Source organism: Sanguibacter suarezii NBRC 16159 (genome assembly GCF_001552735.1).
Classification (GTDB): domain Bacteria; phylum Actinomycetota; class Actinomycetes; order Actinomycetales; family Cellulomonadaceae; genus Sanguibacter; species Sanguibacter suarezii.
This window is the reverse complement of record NZ_BCRT01000010.1, coordinates 93,307-105,464: the sequence shown is the minus strand read 5'-3', so window position 1 is coordinate 105,464 and position 12,158 is coordinate 93,307. Positions and strand designations below refer to the sequence as shown.

Sequence of the window (12,158 nt, the reverse complement as noted above, 5' to 3'; positions counted from 1 at the left end):
ACTCGCCCGGCGACGGGATGAACGTCCTTGCGCCGCGCGTGTCGCAGGCGTCGTAGGCTCAGATCCATGACGACTCCCTCGATCCCTTCGTCCGCTCTGACCGCCGCCGGCCTCGTCGGCGGCTACGCCGTGGCCCGGTTCACCGGCGTCCGCCCGCTCGGGGGCGCCGTCCTGGCGGCCGCTGGGGTTGCCGCCGGACGCACGTGGGTGCGCGCTGGCATCCCCCAGACCGCCGCGCTGGCCGGCATCTACGTCGCGGCCTTCGGGCTGTCCCACCCCCTCGCCAAGCGGATCGGTGCGTGGCCCTCCGTGCTGACGGTCGCCGTCGCCGCAGGTGCGGCCTCGCACGTCCTGGCTGACGCAGCCGTCGCTGCTCAGGACTGACGCGTGCCCCAGGTCCCCGAACCGTTCGTCGTCGCTGACGCTCCCGCGTGGCGGGCCTGGTTGGACGCGCACGAGGACGAGCCGGCCGGGGTGTGGCTCGTCCTGGCCAAGAAGGGCACCACGACGCCGACGACGCTCACCTACGCCGAGGCCTTGGACGAGGCCCTGTGCTCAGGCTGGATCGACGGGCAGCGGCGGTCCTTCGACGCCGTGACATTCCTCCAACGGTTCACCCCACGGCGTACTGGGTCGATCTGGTCGGCGCGCAACGTGGGCTACGTCGCCCGGCTCGAGGCCGAGGGGCGGATGCGGGACCGCGGGCGCGCCGAGGTGCTCGCCGCCCAGGCCGACGGCCGGTGGGACCGCGCGTACGCCGGCCCGGCGACCATGGGCGTGCCCGAGGACCTGACTGCGGCGCTGGCCGCCTCCCCCGCCGCGGCCGCCGCCTTCGCCGGCCTCGACTCGACCAACCGCTACGCCGTGCTGCACCGGATCGTCACCGCCCCGAACGAGACCACCCGCGCCCGGCGGCTGGCCAAGCTCGTCGCGATGCTCGCGGCCGGGGACGTGCCGCACCCGCGGGAGACTCCCGCCTAGGCCGCTGCGGACCAGACAGGGTGCGGCACCGGGGCGTCGGTGCCTACGATCGGCGCAGACGGACCCGACCATGGCGCGACCACCGGGAGACTCCCATGTCAGCTCGCTTCGTGTACTGGATGAACGTGTCGCTCGATCTGTTGATCGAGCACAACCTCGACGAGCAGGGCGGCGGGAGCTGGATGCGGATCGGCGAGGAGCTGCACCGCGAGTTCAACGCGCGGGCGCGCGCCATGACCCTCGATGTCGAGGGCCGCACGATCTACGAGACGATGGAGGAGTTCTGGCCCGCGGCGCCCGCGGACGAGAGCCTGCCCGACTACCTCCGTGAGTACGGCGAGATCTGGCTGTCGACCCCGAAGATCCTCGTCTCACGCACCCGCACGAGCGCCGAGCACGCCGACCGGATCATCAGCGAGAACGCGATCGACGAGCTCGCGAAGATCCGGGCCGAGGGCGACGGGGACGTCGGCGTCGGGGGCGCCACGTTGGCGACGCAGCTGCTGCGGGCGGGGCTCCTCGACGAGCTGCTGCTCTTCACGCACCCGGTGATCCTGGGGTCAGGCCGGCCGCTCTTCGACGAGCCGGTCGACCCCGTCGAGCTCGACCTCCTCGAGCAGCGCTCCTTCGAGGGCGGTGTGACGATGCACCGGTACGCGGTCTTGGGCGCGCGCGGCCAGGACGTCGCCTGACTCAGCGAGCCGCCCGCTAGACGCCGAGCAGTCGTGCGTGGAGCGCCCGCACCTGCTCGCTCAGCTCGTCGTCGGGCCCGGAGACGGGGACCGCGGGCGCCACCGCGTTCACCGGGAGCGAGGCGACCGGGCCCGCCGGGATCCCCCACTCGCGGTGCCACTGGGAGAGCTGCTCGCTGCTGCTGGCGTAGACGATCCGGTCCAGACCGACCCAGGCGTGCGCAGCCGAGCACATGGGGCAGTGCTCGCCGGAGGTGTACACCGTCGCCTGGGCGCGTTGCGCGGGCGTGAGGTGAGTGACAGCCCAGCGGGCGATCGCGAACTCCGGGTGCTGGGTGTGGTCACCGCCGGACACCCGGTTGCGGTCCGCGAACACCTCGACCCCGGTGTCGTCGACGAGGATCGAACCGAAGGGCTCGTCTCCTGCGTCGAGCGCCTCTCGGGCCAGGTCGACGCATCGGCGCAGGTGGTCGCGGTCCAGGGCGGTGAGCGGTGAAGAAGTCGTCATGGCACCACCCAATCATGGATCGGGTGAGACCCGTGCCTCCCGGCGGGCGGGCGGGGCAGGCCCAGGGCGAGCGCCACGATACCTCAGGGGGCATGGTGAAGGGCAGGCGCGACCGGTGTCATGACCGGTCCGACGGAAAGGAGCCCACCATGGCCAGGCTGGCTGACGGCACCCATCCGACCGCGCCCTTGGCGACCCAGGTCCGCGGCGCACGGGTGCACAACCTCACGAACGTCGACGTCGACATCCCCCTGCGCCAGCTCGTCGCGATCGCCGGGGTGTCTGGCTCCGGCAAGTCGTCCCTGGCGATGGGAGTGCTGTACGCCGAAGGCTCACGCCGCTACATCGAGGCGCTGTCGACCTACACCCGCCGCCGGATGTCCCAGGCCTCTCGCGCCGCGGTGGACAGTGTCACGCACGTCCCGGCTGCCCTCGCGCTGCGCCAGCGCCCGGGGGTGCCGGGGGTGCGCTCGACCTTCGGCACGTCCACCGAGCTGCTCAACGTGCTCCGGGTGATGTTCTCGCGCCTGGGGTCCCACCTGTGCCCCAACGGCCACCGCCTGTCCCCCACCATCGACGTCGCGGCAGACCTGGACCTGGTGTGCCCAGTCTGCGGCGCGCAGTTCTCCCCGCCCGGCGCCGAGTCCTTGGCCTTCAACTCCGACGGCGCGTGCCCCACCTGCTCAGGCACCGGCGTCGTGCGGGACGTCGACGACGCCGCACTTGTCCCTGACCCGTCCAAGACGATCGCCGGCGGGGCGGTCGCGCCCTGGGCGATGTTCGGGCTGACGGTCATGCCGCAGGTGGTCGCCGAGCTCGGGGTGCGCACCGACGTCCCCTACGCCGATCTCACCGACGCTGAGCGGGCCATCGTCCTGGACGGCCCCTCGGAGAAGAAGCACATCTCGGTGCCGTCCAAGTCCGGCAAGCTGTTCGAGCTGAACTTCACGTACCGCAACGCCCGCCTCGCAGTCCAGGAGGCGCTCAAGAACGCCACGAGCGAGAAGGGCCTGGCTCGGGTGAACAGGTTCATCACCGCTCAGACCTGCCCGGACTGCCACGGCACGCGCCTGAGCACGGCAGCGCGCAGCACCCAGGTCGCAGGCATAGACCTCGCCCAGGCGAGCGCACAGACGCTCGACGACGCCGTCTCCTGGGTGCGCAGCGTGGTCGCCACGCTCCCGGGCGAGATGCACCCGATGGCCCTCATGATCGTGGACCAGTTCACCGAGATGGCCCAGCGCCTGGTCCAGCTCGGGCTGGGGTACCTCACCCTCGACCGCGCCAGCTCGACCCTCTCCACCGGCGAGCGCCAGCGGGTCCAACTCGCCCGTGCCGTGCGCAACCAGACCACAGGCGTGCTGTACGTGCTCGACGAGCCGTCCATCGGGCTCCACCCGGCCAACGTCGACGGACTGGTCGGCGTCATGCAGGACCTGCTGACCGACGGCAACTCCGTGGTGCTGGTCGACCACGACGTGCAGGTGCTGCGGGAGGCGGACTGGGTGATCGAGATCGGTCCGGGCTCGGGCGCCGAGGGAGGCACCATCGTGACGACCGGCACCGTCGAGGACGTCAGCGCGGACCCGGCGTCGTTGATCGGCGGCTTCCTCGCCGGGCGCGAGCCCGTCATCGTCCGCGAGCGCGCGAGTGAGGCGCAGGTGCGCGACAGCGACAGCATCCATCTGGTCACCACCCCGATCCACACCGTCCACGCCCTCGACGTGCGTCTGCCCGTCGGCCGGCTCACTGCGGTCACGGGGGTGTCGGGGTCGGGCAAGACCACCCTCGTCCTCGACAGCCTGGTCCCCGCGCTGCAGGCGCACAGCGGTCATGGGGAGGCGCCGAGGCACGTGCGCACGCTGCATGCACCGGGCATCGCCCGGGTCGACGTCGTCGACGCGACCCCCATCGGGATCAACGTCCGGTCCACCGTGGCCACCTACTCCGGTGTCATGGACGACCTGCGTCGCGCCTACGCCGCCACCGACGAGGCCGTCGCGCGCGGGCTGACAGCCGCCGACTTCTCCTACAACACCGGGTCCCTGCGGTGCCCCCGGTGCGAGGGGACCGGGCAGGTGGTCCTCGACGTGCAGTTCCTGCCCGACGTCGACATCCCGTGCCCGGACTGCGACGGCACCCGGTACGGCCCCGCCAGCCGGGAGCTCGTGCTGTCCGTCTCCGGGGGCGACCCGGTCTCGCTGCCCGCACTGCTGTCGGTGACCACCCGGCAGGCCGTGACGATGCTGGCGGACCGTCCCCGTACGCGACGCACGCTGCAGACGCTGGTGGACCTGGGCCTGGGCTATCTCACCCTGGGCGAGGACACCCCAGCGCTCTCGGGCGGGGAGGCTCAACGGCTCAAGCTCGCGGGCGAGCTCGGGCGCGACCAGTCCGACACGCTCTTCGTCCTCGACGAGCCCAGCGTCGGGCTGCACCCCCTCGACGTCCGCGTCCTGCTCGACGTGCTGGAGCGGTTGCGCGCCCACGGGGCCACCGTCGTCGTCATCGAGCACGACCTCGACATGATCGCCAACGCCGACTACGTGATCGACCTCGGCCCGGGTGGCGGCACCGCCGGGGGACGCGTCGTGGCCACCGGGACCCCGGAGCAGATCACCCGCGTCGCCGAGAGCGTGACCGGGCGCTATCTCGCCGACGTCCTCGCCGCAGCACCTGCCGCTGGCGCTGGACCTGGCCCTACACCGTGACGTGCAGAGCCCGGCAACGCGGCGGGCTCACACGAGAGGCCGGACCGAGGCGTAGCCGTCCTCGATCACCCCACCCGGGGTGTCGAAGACGCGGGTTGTCCCGGCTGCTCCGTAGCGCGGCCAGCCAGGGTCGCCTGCGGTGACCAGACGAACGGCTGCGTCGTGGACCTCGGTGGCCAGGGCCTGCGGCGGGTTCTCCCCCGCGACCTGCGCCACCCGCTCCGCACCGAGGCAGTCGAAGAAGAAGGGCACGTCGAGGCAGTGGGTGGCGAGGCCGTTCACCGGCGAACGCCACGAGAAGCGATAGACCCAGGTGGGTGCGTCCCCGCGGGTCTCGGCGATCCGCGGGACGGCCGAGCGGAACACGGCGTCGGTGAGATACCTGCCCAGCACCGCGGCGGTGCCTGTGCGACGGACCTCCGTGTTGCCCGCCAGGTAGCTGCGGCGTCGTGCTCCGCCTAGCCCGATCATGCCCAGCATCAGGGAGGCCGGGATCCAGCGCATCTGCTTCGCGGCCGAGGCCACGACGCTCGAGAACTCGTCGTCGGTGGCACCCAGCACGAGCGGGATCTGCGAGCCGGCGCCCGCCCGGATCGAGTCGATGGTCGGACGCGTGATGAGCTCGCCGTCGACGACCGGGCCGAGGCTGAGCCCGTCCTGGGTCAGCGACCGCAACGCGTCGAGGGGCTTGCCCGAGATCTCCATCGCCTGCTTCTGCAGCGCCAAGAGCCTCTCCTCGGGGACCGACTCGAAGCCTGCCCGGTCTGGGGCGACCTCGGCCCGCGCCGCCAGATCGCGCGCGTAGTCCTGGGCTCGCTCGGCAGCGATGTCTGCCGTCGCCCCCGAGATGGAGCAGACGGCGTGGAAGAGGTGGTGCGTGCTGGGGATCCCGAGCAGGGTGAGGACCGCTCCTCCCCCGGCGGACTGTCCCGAGATGGTGATGCGTCCAGGGTCACCGCCGAAGAAGGCGATGTTGTCCCGCACCCACTCCAGGGCCAGGATCCAGTCGAGCACGCCACGGTTGTGCGGGGCTCCCTCGATCCATCCGAAACCCTCGAAGCCGAGGCGGTAGGAGATGACGACGGTCACCACCCCGTCCCGGGCGAAGGCTGTGCCGTCGTACCACGGGCTCGCGGGCGAGCCGGCGAAGAACCCCCCGCCGTGGATGTAGACGAGGACAGGCAGAGCGGCGTCAGTCCCCGGCGACGGGGTGAAGACGTTGACGTTGAGCGTCGACGGTCCGGGGATCGAAGGTTCTGGGATCAGCGTGGGCTCGGAGTCTCCCCCGCGCTGCGCCGTCGCCCCGTTCTCGAGAGCGTCACGCACCCCGTCCCACGGGGCGTGCGGCACCGGCGCGGCGAACCGGAGGGGACCCACCGGCGGCTCCGCAAAGGGGATGCCCCGAAAGACCGCACACTCACCGTGCCACCGGCCACGGACCCGCCCTGCCACAGTCTTCGCCTCGACAGTGCTCACGCAGCCTCCTTCGTCAGGGATCTGTGACGACACTATCGCGCTCGAGGAACGGTCAGGACGACGAGGAACCGCTCGCGGAAACGAGAGAAGTCCGAACCTTCCCGGAGCCGGGGAGATTCGGACTTCTCTGATGGTGGAGCTGAGGGGACTCGAACCCCTGACCCCCTGCATGCCATGCAGGTGCGCTACCAGCTGCGCCACAGCCCCAGGATCTCCGAAGAGCTCCTGCACCCCGTTTCCGGAGCGTTGGTAATCGTAGGCCAAACTTCGTTCTGGTCCCAATCCGTGACGGCGCGGGCACCAGGTCACTGCGCCGGGTTCACCGATCAGGCGGTCCCCGGGGCGTCGTCGCGCAGCCTGATGCCCTGCCGGAAGACCTCCGCGGCGACGGCGACGGCCAGTCCCCCACGAGGGGACCCACCCAGCCCAACTCGTGAGAGAGGCGTTTTCTCGCCCGCGACACCGGCCTGGCTCACGAGTTCGGCAAGTGGAGGCGTGGGGTGGGGGTGAGGCGTGGGTGGGGGGTGGGGTTATCCCCGGGAAGCAGACAAGGCCCGGACTCTTCCCGTGGGAAGTGTCCGAGCCTCGTGCGTGATGTGGAGCTGAGGGGACTCGAACCCCTGACCCCCTGCATGCCATGCAGGTGCGCTACCAGCTGCGCCACAGCCCCAGAACCGACTTCGATCCTGCGCTCCGCTTGGCGAAGCATCGTTATCTTAGAACGAAGTTGGCTCTAAATTCCAATCGGGCCCACTGTCCCAGTGATCCAGCGGAAATCCGGCCCCCACATTGTGCGCGGCCAGCCGCCAGCTGCTCGTCGAACCGGCCCGCGAACGCTCCAGGTGGCTCCAGTGGACGTTGTTCAGCCCGCTGATCCCGCGCCAGGTGTCCGGGTCCAGCCCGAGCAGCGCGGTGATCCCCAGCGTGATCGCCGCACCGTGCGCGACGACGACGAGGGTGTCCCCCGACGACAGGTCCGCCCCGTGCTCGTCCACCGCAGCGGCGACCCGGGCGGCCACTGCGGTCCGGGGCTCAGCCTCGACCCCGACCGGGTCTGCTCCGCCCCGCCACTGCTCGAACTCGGCCGGCCATCCAGCCGCGATCTCCTCGCGGGTCAGGCCTTCCCACACGCCGAAGCTGCGCTCACGGACGCGAGGTTCGGCGACCACGACCGCACCGGCGGCGGCTGCGTAGTGCTCCGCCGTGACCCAGGCGCGGACGAGGTCAGAAGAGATGACCTTGGACGGGGCGTGCATGCGAGCGAGCGCCTCGGCGCCGTGCTGAGCCTGCCACAGCCCCACCTCGTCGAGGGGGATGTCCACCTGCCCCTGCAGCCGGCCGACCGCGTTGTACGCCGTCCGGCCGTGCCGCAGGAAGATGACAGAGCCGACGCTCATACGGCGTCGTCCACGTCCGTCCCCGAGAGCGGGTAGCCGTAGTCGTCCGGCTCGTACTCGGGCGCGGTGCCGTCGCCGCCACGGGCGTCCTCAGGCAGCTCGATGACCGGGCAGTCCTTCCACAGGCGCTCGAGGGCGTAGTAGACGCGGTCCTCGGCGTGCTGGACGTGGACGACGATGTCGCCGAAGTCGATGAGGACCCAGCGCGACTCGCCCTTGCCCTCACGGCGGATGGGCTTGACGCCCTCCTTGTGCAGGGCCTCCTCGACGGCGTCGACGATCGCCGACACCTGGCGCTCGTTGTTCCCCGACGCGATGAGGAAGACGTCCGTGAGGACGAGCTGCTCACTGACGTCGAGGGCGATGATCTCGGCAGCCTTGCGGTCCGAGGCGGCGCGGGCCGCGGTGATCGCCAGTTCGATGGCACGTTCAGTTGCAGGCACAGCTCTCCTTAGAGGTAATGGTCGTGTGGCGCGTTCGGGGCGTCGAAGACGACGCCGACACTCGCAGCCGAATCGGCAGGCGACGCGGCGCCGCGATCCTCCAGGCCGACCTTCCAGATGATCAGCCCCAGGACGAACGCTACCGCGACAAGGATCAGATAGTGCAACCAGGTGTACTTGTGGTCCGGCTCGTCGTCGTCGTCGAAGTCGTCATCGTCGTCGTACTCGTCGTCCACCGCACGCGCTGGTGCAGGTGGTGGCGTCGTGATGGCCTCCCACTGGGGCAGCGCCTCGGCGAGCTCGGCCACCGGCACGTTCGACGCGGGAAGCTGCAGCGCGGGGACCGGCTCGAAGCCGGGGGCCGTGATGCGCTGGCGGAACTGGGCCGGGGCGTCCTCGGCCGGCGGCGCGGCCGGGCGCAGCGCACCCTGCACGGGCTGAGGCGCCTGGGGCCTGCCTGCGGGTGGGGTGGTCGGCTGCCACGAGGCCGGGAGCCCGCCCGCGGCGGCGGCCCGGGCCGCCTGGTCACGGGCCGTCTGCTCCCGCATGGCCTGCTCGCGCGCTGCCTGCTCACGCAGCAGCGGTGCCTGGGCCGGGTCGACAGGCTGGACCGGCGAGGCGCCGGGGGTGGCAGGGCGCTGGGGCATGAAGGTCTGCGGGCGGTCGCCGGCCGGCGTGACGCCGGGACGGGCCGACCACGAGGTCTGCTGCGCTCCCCCGGGCTGCTGCTGTCCGGCGAGCCCCTGGGCGGACAACCGCTGCGGCGCGCCCTGCTGGGGCGCTTGCTGCGGCGCGCCCTGCTGAGCAGGTGCCTGCTGGGCTGGTCCCCGCTGACCGGGTGCCTGCTGGACCGAGAGTCGCTGCAGGCGGGGGGCCGCGTCGGTGGTGCGAGCGGGCTGCTGGCGTGCGGACATCGCCGGGCGGCCTGACCCGAGGTCGAGGACACCGGAGAGCTCACCGGTCTCGTCGATGGTGCGGATCGCGCTCGACTGGGTGGGCGGGACGATGACCACGCGGTGCGAGGCGGTCTGCTCCCGCAGGGACCGGCGTGAGGGCACACCTGCCTGTCCGGCGGACGGTGCGGAGCCGGCGCCGCGCCCGGGGCTCGACGGTCCAGACGGGCTGGGCGCGCTCGTCCGGGGGCCGGCAGACGGGCTCGCCGGGGTGCCCGCGTCGTCCGGCACGAGGCCGGGGATCGCCGAGCGGCGGCTGGCGAGGGGGGTCTGGGGTCCCGCGCCCGGTCCCGCCGGGGCGAAGCCCTCGGAGGGGGTGACCGGGGTCGGGACGGACCGGGTCCGCATCGGCGGGGTCGCCGGGCGGCCCGTGGTCGCCGGGCCTGCGGGGGCTGGACCGGCCGGGGGCACCGGCCGGGACGGAGCTGCCGGCTGAGGGGCTGCCTGCGGCGCGGGAGCGGCCTGCGGCGTCTGCGGCGTCGGGGTCTCTCCGGCCGGGGCTGGGCTCTGCCCGGCTGCCTGCGCCGCCGCCAGCTCACGGAGCTGTCGGCGGGTCAGGGGTGCACCGTCGGTGGGATTCGTCATGACGCGACCTTCACAGCTGGCTCCCGATACAGTCCATACTTCGTGATGTATTGCACGACGCCGTCCGGCACGAGGTACCAGACCGGGTTGCCTGCCTTGGCTCGCGCCCGGCAGTCGGAGGAGGAGATCGCCAACGCCGGGATCTCCAGCACGCTGACCACAGCGGCGGGGAGGGCGTCGACCGTCAGGACGTGCCCGGGTCGGGTGACGGCCACGAAGTGGGCCATGCCCCACAGCTCGTCGGCGTTCTTCCACGTGGCGATCTGCTCGATCGCGTCAGCACCGGTGATGAAGAAGAAGTCGTCGTCCGGGCGCTGGCTGCGCAGGTCCCGCAGCGTGTCGACGGTGTACGTCAGCCCTGGCCGGTCGATGTCCACCCGGCTCGTGGTGAACCGGGGGTTCGACGCGGTGGCGATCACGGTCATGAGATAGCGGTGCTCCGCCGGGCTCACGTCCTGGTGCTGCTTGAACGAGGGCGCGCCGGTCGGCACGAACACCACCTCGTCCAGGTCGAACTGTGCGGCGACCTCGCTGGCAGCGACGAGGTGGCCGTTGTGGATGGGGTCGAACGTCCCACCCATCACACCCACCCGGCGTCGCTGCACGGTCATCGGTCTCGATTCCTTGAGGTCAGCTGCCCGACTCGTCAGTGACGAGTCCACACGCTGCGGAAGGCGTAGGTGACCACGAGCAGCGCGGTCAGGACGACGAAGGTGACGACGCCGTAGGCGACCGGGTGGATCGGGAGGTGGTTGACGACCCCAGACTCTTCAGCAGCGGCCAGAACTGTAGTGAGCACGTCATCCTCCAGAAAAAACGCTCGTGACACGAGCCTTTGTTGCACCGGCGCTGCCCGCCGTCGGCGAGCAGATTCTTGGCGCCCAGTGTCTCACGTTCTCTGTCGGCACCACGAACCTGAAACTTCAGCCGCGCGCCGGGCGACTTTGGTCCGCGGACCGCTCGGCGCCTCGGTCGTGTCTGCGCAGGTGAGCACAAGACGCCGGTTCCGAGGCACCGCAGGAGCGGGTCAGGAGCGGGTCTGGCCGTCTCCGTTGACGACCCACTTGGTGGTCGTCAGCTCCCCCAGACCCATGGGTCCGCGGGCGTGCAGCTTCTGCGTCGAGATGCCGATCTCCGCGCCCAGACCGAACTGGCCTCCGTCGGTGAACCGGGTGGAGGCGTTGACCATGATCGCGGCGGAGTCCAGCTCGGCGACGAAGCGCTCGGAGGATCCTAGGTCCTGGGTGACGATCGCCTCGGTGTGCCCCGACGTCCACGTGCGGATGTGGTCGATCGCCTCGTCGAGGTCCTCGACCACGCGCACGGCGAGATCGAGGGAGAGGTACTCCGTGGCCCAGTCCTCCTCGGTCGCTGCCACCACGGTCAGATCCTCGGCGGTGAGCCCGCTGGCCTCGGCCAGCCGCGTGGTCGCAGCGTCGGCGTGCACGACGACGTCGGCCGCGCCGAGCGCCGCCAGCACCCCCGGGAGCAGCTGCGGGGCCGCAGCGGCGTGCACGAGCAGCGTCTCGGCGGCGTTGCACACCCCCACCCGGTGCGTCTTGGAGTTGAGCACGATGTCGATGGACCGCTCGAGCGGCGCGGAGGCGTCGAGGTAGACGTGGCAGTTGCCCACCCCGGTCTCGATCACCGGCACGGTCGACTCCCGCACGACGGTCTGGATGAGGTCCGCCCCACCGCGGGGCACGAGGACGTCGACGAGGCCGCGGGCGTGCATGAGCGCGACGGCGCCGGGACGGCCGTAGGCGTCGATGGACTGCACGAGGTCGGCCGGCAGGCCGCAGGTGGTCAGCGCCTCCCCCAGCACCCGGACGATCACCTCGTTCGAGCTGGCCGCGGCGCTCCCACCGCGCAGGATCACGGCGTTGCCGCTCTTGAGCGCCAGCCCGGCGGCGTCGACGGTGACGTTGGGGCGAGCCTCGTAGATCATCCCGACCACGCCCATCGGCACGCGGATCTGGCGCAGGCGCAGTCCGTTGGGCAGGGTCGAGCCGCGCACCACCTCACCGACCGGGTCAGGCAGGGCGGCGAGCTCGCGCAGGGCGTCGGCGATGGCCACGATCCGCTCCGGGGTCAGGGCCAGCCGGTCCAGCAGACCGGGCGAGGTGCCGTTGGCGCGTCCGCGCGCGGTGTCGACGTCGTTGGCCGCGACGATCTCGTCGGTGGCCCTCACGAGGGCGTCGGCGAGGGCATGCAGCGCGGCGTCCTTGGTCGCGCGGGTCGCCGTGGCGAGCGTCCGCGAGGCGATCTTCGCCCGTCGGGCGGTCTCCAGGACGGCCTCCGAGACGTCGGAACCTGTCACACCAGCCTGATCTGCAACCTGAGTCATCTCCCCAGGCTAGTCACCTTCACGCGGGGAGTCACCCACGTCCCGCTGACCGGACCCGCCCGGCC

12 protein-coding genes and 2 tRNA genes are annotated in these 12,158 nt (G+C 71.6%); 4 read left to right on the top strand and 10 right to left on the bottom strand.

The window, feature by feature from the left end; translation table 11 throughout:
- Window positions 1-66 precede the first annotated feature (66 nt).
- From SS2_RS05110 to SS2_RS05100, 3 genes are all read left to right on the top strand, one after another.
- A complete protein-coding gene (locus tag SS2_RS05110; RefSeq protein WP_066461752.1) occupies window positions 67-384 on the top strand; it encodes a hypothetical protein in 318 nt (105 codons plus the stop codon).
- A gap of 3 nt (window positions 385-387) precedes the next feature.
- Complete coding sequence (locus tag SS2_RS05105; RefSeq protein WP_066461750.1) at window positions 388-981, top strand: YdeI/OmpD-associated family protein; 594 nt, start codon at window positions 388-390, stop codon at window positions 979-981.
- A gap of 95 nt (window positions 982-1,076) precedes the next feature.
- Window positions 1,077-1,673 (top strand): dihydrofolate reductase family protein, encoded by a 597-nt coding sequence (locus tag SS2_RS05100; protein WP_066461746.1) that lies wholly within the window; start codon window positions 1,077-1,079, stop codon window positions 1,671-1,673.
- 16 nt (window positions 1,674-1,689) lie between these two features.
- On the opposite strand, the gene SS2_RS05095 is transcribed toward SS2_RS05100, so the two are convergent.
- Window positions 1,690-2,181: a nucleoside deaminase gene (locus SS2_RS05095; protein ID WP_066461744.1), complete on the bottom strand. Its 492-nt coding sequence runs from the start codon at window positions 2,179-2,181 to the stop codon at window positions 1,690-1,692.
- A gap of 149 nt (window positions 2,182-2,330) precedes the next feature.
- Here SS2_RS05095 and SS2_RS05090 point away from each other — a divergent pair, with 149 nt between their 5' ends.
- The gene (locus tag SS2_RS05090; RefSeq protein ID WP_066461742.1) at window positions 2,331-4,892 is read left to right on the top strand and encodes an excinuclease ABC subunit UvrA; all 2,562 of its coding nucleotides are present in this window, start codon (window positions 2,331-2,333) and stop codon (window positions 4,890-4,892) included.
- A 27-nt stretch (window positions 4,893-4,919) separates the two neighbouring features.
- On the opposite strand, the gene SS2_RS05085 is transcribed toward SS2_RS05090, so the two are convergent.
- From SS2_RS05085 to SS2_RS05045, 9 genes are all read right to left on the bottom strand, one after another.
- Window positions 4,920-6,539 (bottom strand): carboxylesterase/lipase family protein, encoded by a 1,620-nt coding sequence (locus tag SS2_RS05085; protein WP_083941799.1) that lies wholly within the window; start codon window positions 6,537-6,539, stop codon window positions 4,920-4,922.
- A tRNA-Ala gene (locus SS2_RS05080) sits at window positions 6,500-6,575 on the bottom strand. The genes SS2_RS05085 and SS2_RS05080 overlap by 40 nt, the downstream gene beginning before the upstream one ends.
- A gap of 390 nt (window positions 6,576-6,965) precedes the next feature.
- Window positions 6,966-7,038, bottom strand: a tRNA-Ala gene (locus tag SS2_RS05075).
- 46 nt (window positions 7,039-7,084) lie between these two features.
- On the bottom strand, window positions 7,085-7,765 hold the full coding sequence (locus tag SS2_RS05070; RefSeq protein ID WP_066461740.1) for a histidine phosphatase family protein: 681 nt from the start codon (window positions 7,763-7,765) through the stop codon (window positions 7,085-7,087).
- Window positions 7,762-8,208, bottom strand: a complete 447-nt coding sequence (gene rsfS, locus SS2_RS05065; protein ID WP_066461737.1) for a ribosome silencing factor — start codon at window positions 8,206-8,208, stop codon at window positions 7,762-7,764. The genes SS2_RS05070 and rsfS overlap by 4 nt, the downstream gene beginning before the upstream one ends.
- A gap of 8 nt (window positions 8,209-8,216) precedes the next feature.
- Window positions 8,217-9,746, bottom strand: a complete 1,530-nt coding sequence (locus SS2_RS05060) for a hypothetical protein (protein ID WP_066461736.1) — start codon at window positions 9,744-9,746, stop codon at window positions 8,217-8,219.
- Window positions 9,743-10,357, bottom strand: a complete 615-nt coding sequence (gene nadD / locus SS2_RS05055; RefSeq protein WP_083941797.1) for a nicotinate-nucleotide adenylyltransferase — start codon at window positions 10,355-10,357, stop codon at window positions 9,743-9,745. The genes SS2_RS05060 and nadD overlap by 4 nt, the downstream gene beginning before the upstream one ends.
- Window positions 10,358-10,392: 35 nt before the next feature.
- On the bottom strand, window positions 10,393-10,545 hold the full coding sequence (locus SS2_RS17580; protein ID WP_169796258.1) for a hypothetical protein: 153 nt from the start codon (window positions 10,543-10,545) through the stop codon (window positions 10,393-10,395).
- A gap of 228 nt (window positions 10,546-10,773) precedes the next feature.
- Window positions 10,774-12,093, bottom strand: coding sequence for a glutamate-5-semialdehyde dehydrogenase (locus SS2_RS05045; protein WP_066461732.1), 1,320 nt, complete (start codon window positions 12,091-12,093; stop codon window positions 10,774-10,776).
- Window positions 12,094-12,158: the final 65 nt, after the last annotated feature.

What these genes read in the sequence shown, in the direction of transcription:
- SS2_RS05110 (WP_066461752.1), top strand. Translation starts at nt 67, where the DNA reads ATGACGACTCCCTCGATCCCTTCGTCCGCTCTGACCGCCGCCGGCCTC.
- SS2_RS05100 (WP_066461746.1), top strand. Translation starts at nt 1,077, where the DNA reads ATGTCAGCTCGCTTCGTGTACTGGATGAACGTGTCGCTCGATCTGTTG.
- SS2_RS05095 (WP_066461744.1), bottom strand. Translation starts at nt 2,181, where the DNA reads ATGACGACTTCTTCACCGCTCACCGCCCTGGACCGCGACCACCTGCGC.
- SS2_RS05090 (WP_066461742.1), top strand. Translation starts at nt 2,331, where the DNA reads ATGGCCAGGCTGGCTGACGGCACCCATCCGACCGCGCCCTTGGCGACC.
- SS2_RS05085 (WP_083941799.1), bottom strand. Translation starts at nt 6,539, where the DNA reads ATGCAGGGGGTCAGGGGTTCGAGTCCCCTCAGCTCCACCATCAGAGAA.
- SS2_RS05070 (WP_066461740.1), bottom strand. Translation starts at nt 7,765, where the DNA reads ATGAGCGTCGGCTCTGTCATCTTCCTGCGGCACGGCCGGACGGCGTAC.
- SS2_RS05060 (WP_066461736.1), bottom strand. Translation starts at nt 9,746, where the DNA reads ATGACGAATCCCACCGACGGTGCACCCCTGACCCGCCGACAGCTCCGT.
- nadD (WP_083941797.1), bottom strand. Translation starts at nt 10,357, where the DNA reads ATGACCGTGCAGCGACGCCGGGTGGGTGTGATGGGTGGGACGTTCGAC.
- SS2_RS05045 (WP_066461732.1), bottom strand. Translation starts at nt 12,093, where the DNA reads ATGACTCAGGTTGCAGATCAGGCTGGTGTGACAGGTTCCGACGTCTCG.